This is a genomic window from Luteibacter jiangsuensis, assembly GCF_011742555.1.
GTDB lineage: Bacteria > Pseudomonadota > Gammaproteobacteria > Xanthomonadales > Rhodanobacteraceae > Luteibacter > Luteibacter jiangsuensis.
Genome location: NZ_JAAQQR010000002.1, coordinates 247,713 through 266,831, shown reverse-complemented (window position 1 = coordinate 266,831; position 19,119 = coordinate 247,713). Strand labels below are relative to the sequence as shown.

General features: G+C 60.4%; 15 protein-coding genes. 13 read left to right on the top strand and 2 right to left on the bottom strand.

Annotated features, from left to right (window positions below):
- Positions 1–72 precede the first annotated feature (72 nt).
- From HBF26_RS04810 to HBF26_RS04775, 8 genes are all read left to right on the top strand, one after another.
- Positions 73–1,242 (top strand): trans-sulfuration enzyme family protein, encoded by a 1,170-nt coding sequence (locus HBF26_RS04810; protein ID WP_167124361.1) that lies wholly within the window; start codon positions 73–75, stop codon positions 1,240–1,242.
- Between the two features lie 54 nt (positions 1,243–1,296).
- Positions 1,297–2,091 (top strand): ABC transporter permease, encoded by a 795-nt coding sequence (locus HBF26_RS04805; RefSeq protein ID WP_167123637.1) that lies wholly within the window; start codon positions 1,297–1,299, stop codon positions 2,089–2,091.
- The gene (locus HBF26_RS04800; protein ID WP_167123635.1) at positions 2,091–3,317 is read left to right on the top strand and encodes an ABC transporter ATP-binding protein; all 1,227 of its coding nucleotides are present in this window, start codon (positions 2,091–2,093) and stop codon (positions 3,315–3,317) included. The genes HBF26_RS04805 and HBF26_RS04800 overlap by 1 nt, the downstream gene beginning before the upstream one ends.
- Positions 3,314–4,663 (top strand): FkbM family methyltransferase, encoded by a 1,350-nt coding sequence (locus tag HBF26_RS04795; RefSeq protein WP_167123633.1) that lies wholly within the window; start codon positions 3,314–3,316, stop codon positions 4,661–4,663. The genes HBF26_RS04800 and HBF26_RS04795 overlap by 4 nt, the downstream gene beginning before the upstream one ends.
- Before the next feature lie 31 nt (positions 4,664–4,694).
- The gene (locus tag HBF26_RS04790) at positions 4,695–8,066 is read left to right on the top strand and encodes a glycosyltransferase family 4 protein (RefSeq protein WP_167123631.1); all 3,372 of its coding nucleotides are present in this window, start codon (positions 4,695–4,697) and stop codon (positions 8,064–8,066) included.
- Positions 8,067–8,164: 98 nt separating this feature from the next.
- Entirely contained in the window at positions 8,165–9,199 is a 1,035-nt protein-coding gene (gmd, locus tag HBF26_RS04785; protein ID WP_167123629.1) for a GDP-mannose 4,6-dehydratase, read from the top strand.
- Positions 9,183–10,100 carry an NAD-dependent epimerase/dehydratase family protein gene (locus HBF26_RS04780; protein ID WP_167123626.1) on the top strand — a complete coding sequence of 306 codons (918 nt, stop codon included), beginning with the start codon at positions 9,183–9,185 and terminating at the stop codon, positions 10,098–10,100. The genes gmd and HBF26_RS04780 overlap by 17 nt, the downstream gene beginning before the upstream one ends.
- 20 nt (positions 10,101–10,120) lie before the next feature.
- Positions 10,121–11,473, top strand: a complete 1,353-nt coding sequence (locus HBF26_RS04775; RefSeq protein ID WP_193569778.1) for a phosphohexomutase domain-containing protein — start codon at positions 10,121–10,123, stop codon at positions 11,471–11,473.
- A gap of 49 nt (positions 11,474–11,522) precedes the next feature.
- Here the strand turns inward: HBF26_RS04775 and HBF26_RS04770 are convergent, their stop codons facing one another.
- Entirely contained in the window at positions 11,523–12,935 is a 1,413-nt protein-coding gene (locus tag HBF26_RS04770; RefSeq protein ID WP_167123624.1) for a mannose-1-phosphate guanylyltransferase/mannose-6-phosphate isomerase, read from the bottom strand.
- Between the two features lie 79 nt (positions 12,936–13,014).
- On the bottom strand, positions 13,015–13,899 hold the full coding sequence (locus tag HBF26_RS04765; RefSeq protein ID WP_167123622.1) for a class I SAM-dependent methyltransferase: 885 nt from the start codon (positions 13,897–13,899) through the stop codon (positions 13,015–13,017).
- 267 nt (positions 13,900–14,166) lie between these two features.
- Here HBF26_RS04765 and HBF26_RS04760 point away from each other — a divergent pair, with 267 nt between their 5' ends.
- From HBF26_RS04760 to HBF26_RS04740, 5 genes are all read left to right on the top strand, one after another.
- Positions 14,167–15,117: a UDP-glucuronic acid decarboxylase family protein gene (locus HBF26_RS04760; RefSeq protein WP_167123620.1), complete on the top strand. Its 951-nt coding sequence runs from the start codon at positions 14,167–14,169 to the stop codon at positions 15,115–15,117.
- On the top strand, positions 15,114–16,067 hold the full coding sequence (locus tag HBF26_RS04755) for a glycosyltransferase (RefSeq protein WP_167123618.1): 954 nt from the start codon (positions 15,114–15,116) through the stop codon (positions 16,065–16,067). The genes HBF26_RS04760 and HBF26_RS04755 overlap by 4 nt, the downstream gene beginning before the upstream one ends.
- A complete protein-coding gene (locus tag HBF26_RS04750; RefSeq protein ID WP_167123616.1) occupies positions 16,051–16,449 on the top strand; it encodes a GtrA family protein in 399 nt (132 codons plus the stop codon). Before HBF26_RS04755 ends, HBF26_RS04750 begins: the two co-directional genes overlap by 17 nt.
- Complete coding sequence (locus HBF26_RS04745; RefSeq protein WP_167123614.1) at positions 16,446–17,045, top strand: hypothetical protein; 600 nt, start codon at positions 16,446–16,448, stop codon at positions 17,043–17,045. The genes HBF26_RS04750 and HBF26_RS04745 overlap by 4 nt, the downstream gene beginning before the upstream one ends.
- Before the next feature lie 95 nt (positions 17,046–17,140).
- Entirely contained in the window at positions 17,141–19,117 is a 1,977-nt protein-coding gene (locus HBF26_RS04740) for a hypothetical protein (protein WP_167123612.1), read from the top strand.
- Positions 19,118–19,119: the final 2 nt, after the last annotated feature.

Here is a 19,119-nt window from a genome sequence, read left to right as displayed (position 1 = left end):
CAAGACGGTAATATGGGTCGCTTTACCGCGGCGCACGGTGCGCGCTCGGATACAATTATCTTAGGTAGATCAATGGCTTCCAAGAAAGCGGCGAAAGCACTTGGCCTGGGCACGCGGGCAATTCACGCGGGTCAGCATCCCGATCCGTCGACGGGTGCCATCATGACGCCGATCTATGCGACGTCCACGTACGTGCAGTCCAGCCCGGGCAAGCACCAGGGGTACGAGTACTCCCGTACTCAGAACCCGACCCGCATGGCCTACGAACGTTGCGTGGCCGATCTGGAAGGCGGCGTCGCCGGATTCGCCTTCGGATCGGGCCTGGGCGGTGCTTCCACGGTGCTGGACATGCTCGATTCCGGCGACCACGTCATCGCCATGGACGACCTCTATGGTGGCACTTACCGTCTGTTCGAGCGCGTCCGCCGCCGCTCCGCCGGCCTGGATTTCAGTTTCGTCGACTTGAACGATCCTGCCGCCCTCAAGGCAGCACTGAAGCCGACCACGCGAATGATCTGGGCGGAAACGCCCACCAATCCCATGCTCAAGCTGGTGGACCTGGCCAGGCTGTCGGCTTTCGCGAAGAAGCACGGCCTGATTCTGGTCGTGGACAACACCTTCTGCTCGCCCATGCTCCAGCGGCCGATCGAATATGGGGCGGACCTGGTGCTGCATTCGGCCACCAAATACCTCAACGGTCACTCCGATATGGTGGGCGGCATCGTGGTCGCGGCCAGCGACGAGATGGCCGAGCGCATGGGCTTCCTGCAGAACTCGGTCGGCGCGGTGGCCGGGCCGTTCGACTCTTTCCTTGCGATGCGGGGCCTTAAAACCCTGCACCTGCGCATGAAGGCGCACTGCGAATCCGCTCTGGATATCGCCCGCTGGCTCGAAAAGCACCCGGCGATCGAACGGGTGATCTATCCCGGGCTGAAGTCGCATCCGCAGCACCCGCTCGCCCGTCGCCAGATGGACGGTTTCGGCGGGATCATCTCCGCCGAAGTGAAGGGCGGGCTCAAGGCCGCCCGAAAGATGCTGGAGCGCTGCGAGATTTTCGCGCTTGCCGAGTCGCTCGGCGGTGTCGAGAGTCTGATCGAGCATCCGGGCGTCATGACTCATGCGTCGATTCCTCCCGCTACCCGTAAGCGATTGGGAATCAGTGATGGGTTGATCCGGCTGTCGGTGGGTGTGGAGGACGTGGAAGATCTGCGGTCCGAGCTGGGCCGGGCCCTTGCCCGTTGATGCGTTCCCCTGTGGTTTGTCAGCCGTCCGCCGCCGCGAAAGAAGAATGACCCCATGAGCGAGTTGTTACGTGCCGTCTGGCGCTACCGCCACTTCATTCTTTCTTCGGTCAAGAACGATCTGAAGGCACGCTTTGCCCGTAGCCGGCTGGGTGCTGCCTGGATGATCCTGCAGCCGCTGGCGCAGGTTGCCATCTACTCGGTCGTTCTTTCCCGGGTGATGGGTGCGAAGCTTCCCGGCACGACCAATCAGTACGCGTATTCCATCTATCTGATGGCAGGTATGCTGGCCTGGTCGCTGTTCATCGAGGTGGTGACCCGGTCGCTGACGCTATTCGTCGACAACGGCAACCTGATGAAGAAGATCTACTTCCCGCGGGCGACGCTGCCGTTCATTGCCGTGGGATCGGCTCTGGTCAGCAATATTTTCCTGTTTGTAGCAACGATCCTCATTTTCACCATCGTAGGTCATGCGCCGACCTGGGCTTTCCTCTGGCTTCCGCTACTGATGGCAATCAATGTGGCGTTTTCATTGGGTCTGGGGTTGCTGCTCGGGGTCATCAACGTCTTCGTCCGCGACGTCGGTCAGGTGATGGCAGTGGTTCTGCAGTTGTGGTTCTGGATCACACCCATTGTCTACATGCCGACCATCCTGCCATCCGGCTTCGGTCGCATCATCGCGGCAAATCCGATGTACTACATTGTCTCGTCCTTCCAGAACGTATTGCTTTACGGACAATCGCCGGCACTCGCTCCGCTCGCCTGGACGGCTGCTGGCAGCGTGATCCTGCTGGCGATCGCATTCCTGATGTTCAGGCGCGCCGCGCCGGAAATGGTGGATGTGCTGTGATGTCGAACGTCCTCGAGGTAAAAGGGCTGGGCAAGGCGTTTCGAGACTACGGAAGCGAGTTCAAGCGCTTTGCGACGTGGTTCGGGGCGAGTGTGACACCGCGTAACGAACATTGGGTGCTTCGCGATATTTCCTTCTCCGTCGGGCGTGGCGAGGCGGTTGGCATCGTCGGTCAGAACGGTGCCGGCAAGAGCACCCTTCTCAAACTGATCACGCGCACCCTGATGCCTACCGAGGGCTCGGTCGCTGTGCACGGACGCATCGCCGCGATCCTCGAGCTGGGTATGGGCTTCAATGCGGACCTCACCGGCCGCCAGAACGTGTATCACGCCGCGGGGCTGATGGGCTTCTCGCGCGAACAGATCGATGCCGCCATGCCGGACATCGAGTCCTTCGCTGAGATCGGCGACTACTTCGACGAGCACGTGCGCACGTACTCAAGCGGCATGCAGATGCGGGTTGCCTTCAGCGTTGCTACGGCCTTTCGCCCGGATATCCTCATTGTTGACGAGGCGCTGTCTGTCGGAGACGCGTACTTCCAGCACAAGTGCTTCAAACGTATCAAGGAGTTCCGCGAAGAGGGAACGACTCTGCTGATCGTGTCGCACGACAGCGGTGCCGTCCAGAGCATGTGTGATCGCGCGATCCTGCTTCAGGGGGGGCGTGTTTTTCGCGACGGCGATCCCGTTGAAGTCATGGACGCCTATAACGCTCTCATTGCCGAGCGCGAAAACAGTACGATGAAGGTGGAGCGTTTGGAGACGGGGCAGGTGCAGACCACGTCTGGAACGCTCGAGGCCGTCGTCAAGGATATCCAGATCCACTCCATGGACGGAGAACGAATTGAATTCATCGATGTCGGGCAGGATGTCGAATTGCGGATTGATGTCGAAGCGAGAGCCGACATTCCGCGGTTGGTGTTGGGATACATGATCAAGGATCGGCTCGGGCAGCCGGTCTTTGGAACCAACACTTTTCACACCAAGCAAGTTGTCAACGACGTTGCTGCCGGTTGCACGCTGTCCTACGTGGCTCGGTTCAAGATGAACCTGGGCCCCGGTAGCTATTCGATTTCGACCGCGTTGGTGAGTACCGATACTCACTTGGTCGATAACTACGAGTGGCGGGACCTGGCTCTGATCTTCACGGTAGCCAACCATTCGCAGGCTCATTTCGTTGGCAGCGCCTGGATCCCTCCCCAGATCGACATCAAGTCCCTGCCATGACTTTTGTTACTTACGCTCAGAATTTCGAAGACGTCATGTTGCATCGTGTGCTCAAGCACGTGCGACATGGTGTTTATGTCGATATCGGGGCTCAGCACCCGGTTGACGACTCCGTCACCAAGGCATTTTCGCTGGAGGGGTGGCGCGGCATAAACATCGAGCCGGTAAAGCACTGGTTCGACATGCTCGAAGAAGACAGGCCTCATGACGTCAACCTCAATGTTGCGGTCGGCGATGGTGGCAATCTCTCTTTCTTCGAGGTGCAGGGCACCGGTCTTTCGACGACCGACCCGGCGCTCGCGGCCCGATACGCCGATGAAGGGCGAGATGTCATTGAGCGCACCGTGCGTGCCGTTCCTCTTGACGAGATCCTTGACGAGCACGCATTCGACGAGATCCATTTCCTGAAAGTGGACTGCGAAGGTGCCGAGCGCGCCGCGCTTGCGTCCTGCTCGTTCGAGAAGGTGCGCCCGTGGATCGTCGTGGTCGAGGCGACGGCGCCGAACAGTCAAGTGAGTACCGCCTGGCAGTGGGAGAGCCTGCTTACCGACCGTGGTTACCTCCGGGCCTACTACGACGGGCTGAATCTCTTTTTCGTTGCGAAGGAGCACGATGAGTTGCTTCCCGCCTTCAATGCGCCGCCAAACATATTCGACAACTTCGAGCGAGCGCGTGACCGGAAGGCGCGTGAACAGCGAGCGGAGTTCCATCTTCAGGCGCATAACCTCACGGAGCGCGTCCAGCATCTGGATGGCGAGGTCGGTTCATTGCGATCGATCGTGGCCGATCTGTCCCGCAGCCTGGGCCTGGCGACGGAGGAGTACACGCGCTTGCGGGCCCGTGCTGAAGAGGATGTTGCGGCTGCCGTGGCCCGGCGCGATGCGGTACATGAGGGCATGATTCGGGAACACACCCGTATGCTTCAGCAACATCACGAACTGACCCGCCAGGTTGCTTTGCTCCAGTCGGAAGTTTCGCGGCGCGAAGACATGATTCATGCCATGTTGCACAGCACGTCGTGGCGCATGACGGCGCCGATCCGGGTATTCAAGGTGCAGGCCCGGCGGGGCGCGCGCCTGATCTGGGGGGTCAGCCGCCCGGCCGTCGTACGTGCTGCCAGGGCGTCGAAGCCGCTGATGCGTCTTGCGTTGCGTATCCCGGGGCTTCGGGCCGCAGTGCGCGCCGTGGCCGGCCCGCAGACCCGGATCGGTCGGCGGGCACGGGCTTTCCTCTTCCCTCCCGTGGTAATGGGGGTGGGCGATAGCCCGCCTGTGGCCATGACGGAAAGCGCGGAAGCCATGGAGCGGCGGTTGCGTACTGCCATTGAGCGTAAATCGAGTCGTTGATCTGGCTTCTGTTGGGGAATTGGGGAATTTGATGCGTGTACTGATCGACCTGCAGGCGTGCCAGTCACCTGGCGGCCGCATTCGGGGGGTAGGGCGTTACTGCCTTGCTCTTGCCAAGGCCATGGCACTCGCACGCAGGGATCACGAGGTCTGGTTTCTCCTCAACGGAGCGATGGTCTCCTCCGCGGCGCTTCTACGCGACATCCTCCGCGATGTAGTGCCGGAGGACCGGGTGGTCTGCTGGCAGAGCATGCCTCCTACCGCGGCTGTCGATCCGGCCAATCATGTGCGTGGTCTGGTCGCTGAATGTCTTCGAGAACAGTTCATCGAGACTTTTCGCGCGGATGTCGTCCTGACCATGAGCATGGTAGATGGCTATGGCGACTCCGTGGTCACTTCGGTTCGATCTGGATCTTCCGCTATTCAAGTTGCGGTCGTATTCGATCTGATTCCACTGGTTCTGCCTGATGCGTACTTGGCCAATTCGCGCGTTGCCACCTGGTACATGCGCAAGCTTGAGCATCTTCGCCGTTGCGACCTCCTGCTGGGAATATCGGAGTACACGACGCAGGAAGCATACAGTCTTCTGGGCGTGCAGCCCGAGTCGGTGGTGAACATTTCCGCGGCCGTCGATCCCATTTTCGAGCCGTTGACTGGCCCGGCGAGCACGAGCGCCGTCGGTCGCAAGTACGGTGTCGTCAAGCCCTTCGTCATGTACGCAGGTGGGTACGACTCGCGAAAGAACCTCGTGCGGCTTATCGAGGCTTACGCGTCCCTGCCGGAGGCGGACCGGGAGGCGCATCAGCTTGTGTTCGTCGGGGGTATTGGCGATCCCGAACACGAAGACCTCAAGAATGCGCGTGACATGCACGGGCTTTCGGTCGATGAGCTTGTTTTCACGGGCTTCGTCAGTGACGACGAACTCGTGCGTTTCTACAATGCCTGTGCGCTGTACGCATTCCCATCGACTCACGAGGGATTCGGGCTGCCGGCTTTGGAGGCCATGTCGTGCGGAGCCGTTGTAATCGGCTCGAACACAACGAGTCTGCCCGAGGTCATCGGGTGTGATGAGGCCCTCTTCGATCCGTACGATGTGCCGTCGATAACAGGGGCGTTGCACCGGGGGCTCACGGACGAAAGTTTCCGTGCCCGAATGCGTCAGCACGGGCTTGAACAGGCGAAACGGTTTTCGTGGTCCGAATCCGCGCGGGTCGCATGGGACGCGATGGAGCGCCGCTTTGCCGCCGGGAAGGTCGTGCCGTCCCAGGCGCCGGGCTCTATTGAGCCCGTATCGCGAAAAGTCGCGTTGTTGAGCCGGGGCGGCTCTCTCGAGGCTGTGGCCAACCTGCCGGGTTCCGTGGATGTCTTTGGCGACCTTGGTCAGCAGGCATTCGCGAATGCGCGGCTTCCTGCCGCCTGGAAGAAACATTCGATTCACTCATTCGTCGCGTCGATGTTTGACGAGGTGTATGTCGCGATATGGAATGACGCCTCGTCCGCATGGTTGCTCGATGCAGTCAAGGACTGCGATGCAACCTTGTTGGCTTACGACGATACCTGCGACCAGGTTGCGCGGGCCTTGATTCGCGGCAATCCGGCTCTCCTGTCGGCAATGCTCTATGGATGGGGGGGGTATGCGGCTCTCGATCGCCGAGAGGTCGCCGATGGACTCACTGACTTGCCCATGGCGCTGCTGGGATTTGGCTCGCCACGTTGGCGTGTCGCAGAACCGTCGCTCTTGAAAGAGTCGAACCCCGCAACGTCGCATATCGACGAACTGGTTTCGATCCCCGGTGTTTCCTCGCTCGCAACGGACGATCTTGCCAGGCTGGCGGCTGCGCTGGCAGAGAACGCGTCAGCTCGTTTCACGCAGCGGGCTTTATATGTGGACATTTCGCAACTCGTTGTCACCGACGCAGGTACGGGCATTCAACGTGTTGTCAGGCACATCGTGGCGGAACTGCTCGGCGCCGTGCCGGAAGGCTTTCGGGTGGAGCCGGTCTATCTTCATGCGGGGGATGTCTTTCGTTATGCCCGCTCTTACGTAGGCAGACGGTTCCATAACACGACGACGCTTCCTGGCGACAGCCCCGTCGATTTTCGACAGGGGGACATCTTCCTGGGGCTCGACCTCGCGGCGCACCTGGTACCCGATCACAAGAACGCGTTCGTAAGGATGCGGAGCCTCGGCGTAAAGGTAACGTTCGTGGTGTACGACATGCTTCCGCTCGTCCGACCCGATTGTTTCGACCCCCCGGGGCTGCCGACATTTCGTGCATGGTACGAGACGATAGCGGAAGTGGCCGACGGTATCGTGGCTATTTCGCGCACCGTCGCTGAAGAGTTCAAGCGTTGGCTTCCTCAGGTGGCGCCAGCACGAGCCGCATCGCTGCAGCTCGGCTGGTTCCACTTGGGTGCCGACCTGGCCAAGGGTGTTTCGGAGGCCGCCAATCCGTCGGCACTGCCATCCGGGTTGGATTCTCAGCCGACCCTCTTGATGGTCGGTACCGTCGAGCCGCGGAAGGGACATGGTCAGGCGCTGGCGGCTTTCGAGGAACTCTGGCGTCGTGGCGTCCCGGTGAACCTGGTCATCGTCGGCAAGCAAGGTTGGCATGTCGAGAAGCTGGCGTCCCGGTTGCGGCATAGCCCTCAGCTTGGCAAGCGGCTGTTCTGGCTCGAGAAGGCCAGCGACAATGAGTTGATTGCGATGTATCACGCAGCTTCGGCGCTCCTGGCGGCGTCCGAAGGTGAAGGTTTCGGCCTGCCCCTGATCGAGGCGGCCCAGTACGGCCTCCCGATCGTCGCGCGGGACTTGCCGGTATTCCGGGAGGTTGCCGGTGACCACGCCTTTTATTTCAGCGGTTTCGATGCGGAGCCACTGGCCGACGCCATACAGCACTGGGTCGACCTTCATGCACAGGAGCGGGCGCCGGAATCCCAACGCATGCCGTGGCTGACATGGGAGCAGAGCGCCGCCCAGTTGGTCGAGGTCGTGGTCAACGATGGTTGGCAAGACAGTTGGAGGTCGGATGGCGATCGTCGGTTCCTTGCCAGCGACTATCGGGCAGAGGCGACGACAGGGCACCTGTCCAGGGAATGCCGTGCCACGACACGCTTGCCGGGACTGCTTTTCGGAACGCCGGCGTTCGAGCTCGCCGCTGGCCATTATTCCGTCCGGGTCCTTGGCGACTTCGTGGGCGAATCCGGAAACGCCTGGATGGACGTGGTCTCCCAGGCCGGACGCTGGCGGCTCGGCTCGTACCCGCTGCTTGCTGGAGCCGGAACTATCGGGGTGTTCAATCTCGTCCTGGAAGAGGACACAACGGACGTACAGGTACGGATCATGGTCGACGCTGGCGCGAGACTCCTTTTCCAGTGCCTGGAAATTGTTCCCGCTACCTAGGCAATGGTCTGAAAAGTGCGTTCGGACTTGAGTCGATCGGGCCCGTCATGGAAAATGGGCGGCGTAGCTAAATCAATTATTTACAGCGACGGAAACAGATGAAAACAGCATTGATCACCGGAATTTCGGGTCAGGATGGCGCCTACCTGGCGGAGTTGCTCCTCGAAAAGGGCTACCGCGTCTACGGAACCTATCGGCGCACGAGCTCGGTCAACTTCTGGCGCATCGAAGAGCTGGGCATCCAGAACCATCCGAACCTCGAGCTGGTCGAATTCGACCTGACCGACAGCGGTTCGGCGATCCGCCTGCTTCAGGTCACCGGGGCGACCGAGGTCTACAACCTCGCGGCACAGAGCTTCGTCGGTGTCTCCTTCGACCAGCCGGCGACCACGGCGGCCATCACCGGCGTTGGCGCTCTGCACATGCTCGAAGCCATTCGCATCGTCAATCCGAAGATCCGTTTCTATCAGGCGTCGACCTCGGAGATGTTCGGCAAGGTGCAAGCCGTGCCCCAGAAGGAAGACACGCCGTTCTATCCGCGTAGCCCTTATGGCGTGGCCAAACTTTATGCGCACTGGATCACGGTGAACTACCGCGAGTCATACGGCATCTTCGGTTCCAGTGGCATCCTGTTCAACCATGAGTCGCCACTGCGCGGCCGCGAGTTCGTCACCCGCAAGATCACGGACGCGGTTGCGAGGATCAAGCTTGGCAAGCTGGACGTGCTGGAGTTGGGCAACCTCGACGCGAAGCGTGACTGGGGCTTTGCCAAGGAATATGTCGAGGGCATGTGGCGCATGCTGCAGGCGGATGAGCCGGACACCTATGTACTCGCCACCAATCGCACGGAGACCGTGCGTGATTTCGTGACCCTCGCCTTTGCCGCCGTCGACATCGATATCGAGTGGAAGGGCAGCGAGGAAAATGAGACAGGCACCTGCCGCAAGACGGGCAAGGTCCTGGTAAAGATCAATCCGAAGTTCTACCGCCCGGCGGAAGTCGAACTCCTCATTGGCGACCCCTCCAAGGCCTTTGAAAAGCTGGGTTGGAAGCCCGAGACCACACTCGAGAACCTGTGCAAGATGATGGTTGAAGCCGACCTGCGCCGGAACGAACGTGACGCTTCGTTCTGAGGGTAAGCCCGGCAGGGTGCTCGTTACCGGCCATAAGGGTTTCACAGGCCGGTACGTGGCGACTGCCCTGCGTTCGGCGGGCTACGAGGTCCTGGGGCTGGCTGAACAGCCGGAGGACCTCGATTCGACCTCCGTCAACCTTCTTGACCGTGCAGGTGTGGCTCGCGCCATCAACACCGCGCGTCCCGACGCGGTGATCCATCTTGCCGCAATTGCGTTCGTGGCCCATGGCGACGTCGATGAAATGTATCGCACGAACGTCGTCGGTACACGACACCTTATGGAATCGCTGGCGGCGTTGCGAGAGCGTCCTCGTGCGGTGTTGCTGGCCAGTAGCGCCAACGTCTACGGCAATAGCGATGTTGAACTGTTGAGCGAGTCGGTCGCTCCATCGCCGGCGAATGACTATGCCGTCAGCAAGCTGGCCATGGAATATATGGCAAAGCTCTGGTCCGATCGGTTGCCTCTCATTTTTGCGCGGCCGTTCAACTACACGGGCGTCGGGCAAGCGGAGAACTTTCTTCTTCCGAAAATCGTCTCGCACTTCCAGCGTGGCGAACGCACGATCGAGCTGGGCAATATCGACGTCGCACGCGACTTCCAGGACGTGCGCTTCGTCGCCGATGCCTATGTTCGCCTGCTGTCGGCGAATGCCGCTGGGCAGACCGTCAACCTTTGCTCGGGAACGTCGGTCTCGTTGATGCAGGTTATTGCCATGATGCAGGAGATCGCCGGGTACGAGATCGAAGTGCGGGTAAATCCCGCCTTCATCCGCGGTAACGAGGTGGCTCGCCTCACGGGCGACAATCGCCGTCTACAGTCCTTGATTGGTCCCCTCGACATCATCCCGCTGCGCACGACACTCGAGTGGATGTTTGACAATCCTTTGCCGGCGCGCTGAGCGCGCCTCCAGGAATTCGTATGAAGTGCTTCAAGGCTTACGACATCCGTGGCCGGGTTCCGGATGAACTCAACGCAGATATCGCCTATCGCATTGGTCGCGCATTTGCGCGCACTGTAGGCGAGGGTGAGGTGGTCGTCGGATACGACATCCGTCTGGACAGCCCCACATTCGCTGTCGAAGTGGCCCGTGGACTTGCCGACGAAGGCCGCAGTGTGATCGACATCGGCCTGTGCGGTACGGAAGAAGTGTATTTCCAGACCGCGCATCGCGGGGTGGGTGGCGGCATCATGGTCACCGCGAGTCATAATCCGATCGACTACAACGGCATGAAGCTGGTGCGCGAAGGCGCGCGTCCGATCAGCGGCGACACCGGTCTTCGCGATATCGAACGTATGGTCGAGGAAAACGCGTTTGATGGACCGGTTCCGGCCCGCGGCGCTGTCCGCGCGGACCACGACAAGTCGGCCTATATCGCCCACCTGTTGAGCTATATCGACGTGACCGCCCTGCGCCCGCTGAAGATCGTGGTGAACGCAGGCAACGGCGGTGCCGGGGCGATCGTGGATCTGCTGGAGCCACACTTGCCCTTCACCTTCATTCGCGTGAACCACGAGCCCGACGGTACCTTTCCCAACGGTATTCCCAATCCGCTGCTTCCTGAGAATCGCGATGCGACGGCGAGGGCCGTGATCGCTGCTGGCGCCGATCTGGGCATAGCGTGGGACGGGGACTTCGATCGGTGCTTCCTGTTCGACGCACAGGGCGGTTTCATCGAAGGCTATTACATCGTGGGTCTGCTTGCTGCCCAACTGCTCGAGAAGCATCCGGGTTCGAAGATCATCCACGATCCCCGCCTCACCTGGAACACGGTCGACATGGTGGCCGCGGCGGGCGGCATCGCTGTCGAGAGCAAGACGGGTCACGCCTTCATCAAGGAGCGCATGCGCTCCGAAGATGCTGTCTACGGCGGCGAAATGAGCGCGCACCACTACTTCCGTGATTTCGCCTATTGCGACTCAGGGATGATTCCGTGGTTGCTCGTCGCAGAGCGGATCGGCAAGACCGGCACATCCCTGGCCGACATGCTGGCGGAGCGCATGGCCGCCTATCCATGCAGTGGTGAAATCAACTTCCGTGTGGATGACGCCCCTGCGACGGTTGCGCGTATCGTCGAGCACTATAAGGCCGCGGCCGAGAGCGTCGAGAATATCGATGGTGTCAGCATGTCGTTCGGAACCTGGCGTTTCAATCTTCGCTCGTCGAATACCGAGCCGTTGCTTCGCCTGAACGTCGAGGCGCGCGGCGATACGTCGCTGATGAAGGATAAGACGGCCGAGTTGCAAGGCCTGATCGGCGGGACGCCGGCATAAGAAAGGCGGGCCGATTGAATCGGTCCGCCTTTTCCCTGAGCCTTTGGCATCAAGCGCGGCCGTAAACGTCCTCGAAGCGGACGATATCATCCTCACCCAGGTAGCTACCTGACTGCACTTCGATTAGTTCGAGCGGCACCTTGCCGACGTTACGAAGGCGGTGCGTTACGCCTAGCGGAATGTACGTGCTCTGGTTCTCGGTCAGCAGGAACACCTTCTCGCCGCAGGTCACCTCGGCCGTGCCTGACACCACGATCCAGTGTTCGGCGCGGTGATGGTGCATCTGCAGGCTGAGGACGGAGCCCGGCTTGACAACGATGCGCTTGACCTGGAAGCGCTCGCCCATATCGATGGAGTCGTAGCTGCCCCACGGACGATAGACCTGGCGATGGGCCTGATGCTCACTGCGTCCTGCGCTGCTGAGCTGGTCGACGATCTTCTTGACGTCCTGGACCTTGTCGCGCGCGGCGACGAGCGTCGCATCGGGCGTGGCGACGATCACGACGTCGTCAAGGCCTATGGTCGCGACCATGTGCCTTTCGTAAGTGCGAACCAAAGTATTGTGGGTATCGAGTGCAATGACGTCGCCTTGCATTGCGTTTCCGTCAGCGTCCTTGTCGGCGGCCTCCCAAAGCGCGGACCAGGAGCCGATATCGCTCCAGCGGCAGCTTACCGGAACCACCGCGGCACGGTCGGTCTTTTCCATGACAGCATAGTCGATGGAGTCATCCGGGACCTCGATCATGCTGGCCTTGTCGAAGCGGACGAAGTCGAGGTCCGGTTGCGCGGTAGCGAACACCCTGGCGGTTGCGGTATAGATGGCCGGCGAATGTTTCTCGAGTTCTTCCAGATAGCGCGATGCCTTGAACAGGAACATTCCGGAGTTCCAATCGAAGTCGCCGCTCTGGACGTACTGGGCGGCGGCCTCCGCGTTGGGCTTCTCGACGAACTTGGCCACCTTGAAACCGCTGTCGGAAACGGCATCGGCGCGCTTGATGTAGCCAAAGCCGGTTTCAGGGGCCTCGGGGCGAATGCCAAATGTCACGAGCCAGTCCTGCGCCGCCAAAGGCGTGGCACGCTTCACCGCGTCCACGAAGCTCGTTTCGTCGCCGATCAGGTGGTCCGCCGGTAGCACCAGCAGGATGGCCTCCGGGTCGTTCTGACGGGCCTGCATGGCTGCCAGGGCGATGGCCGGAGCCGTATTGCGGGCGGCGGGCTCAAGCAGGATCGACGAGCCGCCGAGACCGAGCTCCTGGAGCTGCTCGGCGACGGTGAAGCGGTGATCCTCGCTGCAAACCACGATGGGCGAGCGGGCATCGCCCAGCTTCTGTGTGCGCTCGACGGTCTGCTGGAAGAGCGTGGTGTTGCCTACCAGGGCCAGAAATTGCTTGGGGCGGTTCTTCCGTGAAAGAGGCCAGAGACGGGTTCCGCTGCCGCCGCTGAGAATGACTGGGACAATCATGTGTTCCGCTCCAAAGGTACGTTAACCGGCCGATTATAGCGGGAGCCAGGCCCTCCGGCGGGGGCTCCAGAGCGTCCGTTCAGTCGCAGAGTTCGGTCTCGGCGTAGCTCCGGTACAGCCACCGCGGCTTACCTGGTTTGGCAGGGCGGTTGTTGCGAGCGCGGAGAAAGATATATTGGCCCAGATCGTGGATGCGGTTGGGTGTGGAACATATGTGTTCCGCGAGCCGCTCAGTCGAGTAGTAATTATCGGAAAGATTCTCGTGGACATCGGACGAGAACATCGTCTCGAGATCGAAGCCGAGATGGTCGAGCATGAGGAAGAGCTCGTGCTTGTTGTACTCGCGATTGTGTCGCCCATACACGCCGTACCCCGAGATCGGATCATAAATATTCGCGCCGGCCAGCATTCTGACGATGTTCTCAAGCCGGTTGACGTTAGGGGTGGTCAGTATCAGCGTCCCGCCGGGCGCCAGGCGTTCCTTGATACGACGGAGGGCGTTCAGTGGGTCGGACACGAGGTGCTCGATGACTTCACAGAACAGGATGACATCGAACGGTCCGGGGAAGGGGATGTCTTCGACATCGACGTTGTTATTCAGGTAGTCGATGGGGAACTCCTCGCCAGACGGGGTATGCACCACCCTCTGGCGGCCGCCGCCACCATTGACGCCGAAATAATTGCTGCAGTGGACGTCGTACTGGCGAAAGCGCTTGAGGAGGACGGTGGTGAAGTAGGGATTGGCACCGATCTCCAGAAGCCGCCCTGTCTTTTCGGGCACCAGCCCCAGTGTGTAAACAAATCGCCGGAAATCCTCGTCCAGGTAGTTGGCCAGTTCGGCCCGGGGGGCTCCGTCAAGGGAGAGTCCCTCGAGCCAGGTTCGAAGCGATGCCTCGTCCTGGCCAGGGGGCAGAGGCAGTGGTTGAACGATCCCAGGGAAGCGACTTTCAATGGCTGACGACATCCAAATCCTCCTGCTGGTTGGGCTCTTGAGTCTATTAGGCCGAATGCCCCAGGGCGATCATGCGGCCGGCCGTAGTATGGCCTGCGGCGCGCCGAGTAGTGATGAAGACTCAAGGCATTGAAATAACAAGACTTATTCGGTCGTTCTTGGCGCGTCGCGGCGGATTCGAACAAGTTCGCATACAATCGAAGGAATTTGGGGGGCTGGGTGGCACCAGGGCGTGCGCTCTGCGGCAATCACAGCAACCGTGGATCCCGAGGAATGGAAATGTCTGAACTTCAACAACGCGTTTTGGTGACCGGCGGGGCCGGGTTCCTTGGATCCCATCTGTGCGACCGCCTCGTGGAGGCCGGTCACGACGTGCTGTGCGTCGATAACTTCTACACAGGCAGCAAAGCCAATGTGGACGGGCTGCTGAAGCACCCGCGCTTCGAACTCATGCGCCACGACGTCACGTTTCCGCTGTACGTCGAAGTCGATCGCATCTTCAACCTGGCGTGCCCAGCATCACCGGTACACTATCAGCACGACCCGGTGCAGACTACCAAGACCAGCGTACACGGGGCGATCAACATGCTTGGACTGGCCAAGCGCGTCGGCGCCCGCATCCTCCAGGCGAGCACAAGTGAAGTCTATGGCGACCCGGAGATTCACCCGCAGGTCGAAGGCTACTGGGGACGCGTCAATCCGATCGGCATCCGCAGCTGCTACGACGAGGGCAAGCGTTGTGCCGAAACCCTGTTTTTCGACTACTGGCGTCAGCACAACCTCGAAGTCAAGGTCATGCGTATCTTCAATACGTATGGCCCCCGCATGCATCCCAACGATGGGCGCGTAGTCAGTAACTTCATCGTGCAGGCGCTCAAGGGCGAGCCAATTACCATTTATGGCGATGGCACGCAGACCCGCAGCTTCTGCTATGTCGACGATCTTATCGAAGGCATGCTCAGGCTAATGGATTCCCCGGCGGATTTCACCGGGCCGGTAAACATCGGCAACCCGGGCGAATTCACCATGCTCGAGCTGGCTGAAACCGTGGTCCGTCTCGTCGGTGGCACCTCGACCATCGTCTACCGGCCGCTCCCGTCGGACGACCCGAAGCAGCGTCAGCCCGACATCAGCCTGGCAAAGGCGACGTTTGGCTGGGAACCCAAGGTCAACCTCGAAGATGGCTTGAAGGAAACGATTGCATACTTCCGACACCGCCTGCAGGGATGAGCGCGATGGCGACAAGAAAGCTGGTGGTCATGCCGGTGTACGAGGATGTCGAGGCATCCACCCGGCTTTTCCGGGAATTGGCACGGACGCAGGGGGCCGATACGTACATCGTCGCCGTTGATGACGGTTCTGTTCGCCAGCCCCTCGACGTGGCTGCGATCGCGGCTGCGGGCCTTGACGGCGTTGTCGTGCGGCTGCGCCGCAACGTAGGGCATCAGCGCGCCATCGCCATTGGCCTTAGCTACGTCGTTGAGCACTTCGGCGACGACGCGATGGTGATCGTCATGGATTCCGATGGCGAGGACACACCGGAAAGTATTACAGAGCTCGTGGCGGGCCTGTCGTCTCCTGACATCGATGTCGTTGTGGGTGCGCGTAAGAGCCGCGTCGAGTCGGTCAAGTTCAAGGTGTTCTACGTCGTATACAAAACGCTTTTCTCACTGCTGAGCGGGCGCAAGATCAGCTTCGGCAACTTCATGGCGGCAAAAATGCCGGCCGTGCGCCGCTTGGCGTCGATGCAGGAACTGTGGACGCACGTAGCCGCCTGCGTGCTTGGGTCCAAGCTGCGTGTGCAGAGCTGCTCGCTTGATCGGGGCCCGCGTTACGCGGGAAAGAGCAAGATGAATTTCGTCGGTCTCGCGCTCCACGGATTTCGCGCTCTCATGGTCTTCGCGGAAGACGTGCTCGTTCGCGTGGGTATCGCCTGTACGCTCGTGGCCGCTCTGTCGGTGGTGGGCGGAATCACTGCGATGGTCCTCAAGACACTTGGCTTCGCGACGCCGGGCTGGTTTTCGCTGGCATTTGGCATTCTCTTGTTGGTGTTCCTGCAGACTGCGGCACTCACGCTGATCATCCTGATGCTGTCCGGCATGATGCGTGGTGGCGGCGTTCTGAGCCCCAGTGGTTACCGCGAGTTCGTCGCCGAGGTGCTGTATGCCCGCGAGCGCTAGTGCGGCGCTGGGTGGGCAGGTCGTCCGCTACATTATCAATGGCCTCTTCGCGACGGCGATCCATTTCGGCGTGCTGCGCTTCTGTATGGAGGTGCTGCATTTTCCCCTTGCCGGTGAAGCCAACGCCGTCGCAGCATGTTTCGGCATAACCGCCTCGTTCCTTGGTAGCCGCTACTTTGTCTTCCGTGGACAGGAAGGCAGCCTGGTGAGGCAGGGTTCGCTGTTCCTCGGCATCTATGCCGTCATCGCATTGCTGCATGCGACCGTGATGTACGTCTGGGCAGATCGCCTCGGTTTCGACTATCGCGTCGGGTTCGTCCTTGCGACATGCATGCAGATGGCTTTCAGCTTCGTCGCGAACAAGCTCCTGGTATTCAAATGAACAAGTATCTACGTGCTCTTATTCCCTCGGTGGTCTATGTCGTAGCGCTCCTGGCGATCTACTACATCCACATGCGGTACTTCCGTGTCAACGTGGTGTTCTATGCCACGATCCTGGATGCCGTGATTGGAGCGGTGTTGGTTATCGGCGCATTCGCCACGCTCCGTTGGTTTCGCGAATTCACAGGTCTGGAAGTTGCGCAGCTCGTCCTCATCTGGTTGCTCGGCGGCTATGCATTTGCCATTTCGGTGCCGACGGTTATCGATCGCTCGCTCTCGTTCTATATCCTGGAGAAGCTCGAGCAGCGTGGCGGCGGCATCCGTGAGGACGCATTCCGACAAGTCTTTACCGAAGAGTATGTGCGTGAGCACCATCTGGTCGAGGTGCGCCTTACCGAACAGCTTCAGTCGGGCACGATCGTAATCCAGAACGGCTGCGTGAAGCTGACGCCGTGGGGCGCGCGCCTTGCGACATTCAGCCGCTTCTACCGGAAGAACCTCTTGCCGACTCATCGTCTGTTGATGGGTCAATATACCGATGCGCTGACCGATCCTTTCCGCAACAGCGTGATGGCAACGGACTATCGCTGCCACTGACGGCGAAGGAATCGCAAATGCACCCTATCTCTCAGCTTCATTCTGCTCGTGGCTCGATGGCGAGTGGCCGGGTCTGGCGTTGGGCGGTGCCGTTCGTGGTGCTTCTCGTTGGCTTCTGGTTTGTGCCACTTGCGCAGACCTGCAATCTGAGTTGCCTGCCTGGTGACCTTGGTGATGCGCGCTTCAATAGCGTCGTGCTTGAACACTTCTATCGCTGGGTGACCGGTAGCGATCGCAGTCTCATGAGCCCGTCGTTCTTTTACCCAATGCCTGGCGCTCTGACGTTCTCTGATAACCATTGGGGTACGGCCTGGCTCTATGCGGTGATTCGCTCGCTGGGATGGGATCGTTACAACGCCTTCGATATCTGGTATCTGTCGGGGTACCTAAGCAACTTCATCGTATGTCACGTTGTGTTCCGCAAGCTGGGGCTCTCGCCCTTGGCAAGCGCGCTGGGTGCATTCGCCTTCACCTTCTCGTTGCCCGTCATAGCGACGCATGGGCACGCGCAGCTGACGTTTCGCTGCCTGATACCCGCGGGTCTGCTGCTGTGGCAGCGTTTTCGCGAGTCTAGCGAGTGGCAGTGGCTCGGCTGGCTCGCGTTCGCCACGACGGCGCAGTTTTACATCGCCATTTATCTTGGCTACTTCATGCTGCTGCTTATCGGCGCATGGGCAGTGGCTGGGTGGATGGTCGAGGGTTACGGGCCAAAGCATTGGTTCGGGCAGTGGCGCCGGTGGAAGGAGCCAGCGACGCGGCAGCAGCTGATTCGGGCTGTGATGATGATCGTCGTCGCTGCGCTTGCCCTGGCCTGGCTGATGCATCCGTATCTCCACTATTCGAAGGTTTACGGATTCCAGCGCGCTCCCGAAGAGATCGTGACGATGCTTCCGCGACTGCAGAGCTACCTCTTGGCGGATGCGTCCACCGTTTGGGGTGATCTGAGTCGCCGATTCGTTACCGCGGTACCGATGCGACCCGAGCAGCAAATGTTTTTCGGTGTCGGCATTCTGGGACTGGTAGCCGTTGCACTGATCCACTCGACGCTTCGCATGCGGTGGGTGGCACTGGTTTCCATCCTGCTGCTTGCGGTACTCACGTTGAGTGTGGGTGGCCACTCGCTGTACATGGTTATCGCGAGGCTGCCAGGGATTACATCGGTTCGGGCAGTCTCGCGCATCGTGGTGGTGATGACGCTGCCTGTCGCACTGTTGGTAGCTATCGGCGTGGATGCCGTGAGCTCCGCGAGAGGTAGATGGAAAGTCCTTGGTGTGGCACTCGTCATAATGATGATCGGCGAATCAGTCGCTACGACTACCATCAAGTTGGATATCGAACGAGCCCGGGGACGCATTGCGCAGCTTGCCAGTGAGCTTCCTTCGCCGATGCCCGTCCGGGCCGTCGTTTTCAATCCCCTGAAGTCGGACGTTGCATCCTACGATTCTGAGCTCGATGGCGTGATCCTGGCGCAGGAGAAGGGGCTGCCGACGTTGAATGGCTACTCGGGCAACATTCCGCCTGGCTACTATCCTCGCGCAGACGAAGGTCCCTGCCGGCAGGCGTGGTACCGGTTCGATTCAGCGAAGGGCTTCTTCGCCGAGCGACTCAAGAAGTCCTTGCCCAAGGGCGCAACTGGTCCGATAGTTGTTATCGGCCAGACGTCCTGTTCTCAGGGCGTTCTGAGCGAGATTCCCGTGAGCGAGATCCCCGGCATATCTCTGCGGATCGAGTCCCTGCAGCGAGAGGGTGGCTCATATCGCGTCACAGTGGCGATTGCCAATGGCTCGCTTCATGCATTGGCCACTAGGTCCGTGCCTAATCCGCTGCGTCTTTCTTGGCAGAAGGTCGCCGACCAAACCCCGATTGATCCTGACCGGTGGTTCCCTCGTGTGGACATCGGCGGCGAGTCGGAGATCATGCCGGCAGACACTCGCAGAGTGACTTTCACTGTGCCGGCGACTCCGGGTGAGCATGGACATTTGGTTGTAAGTGCGGTCCTTGAAGGGCGCTTGTGGCTGCACGACCGTGGGGTAGCCCCGGCCTCGGCGGAGCTACCTGCCCCACAACTCTGATA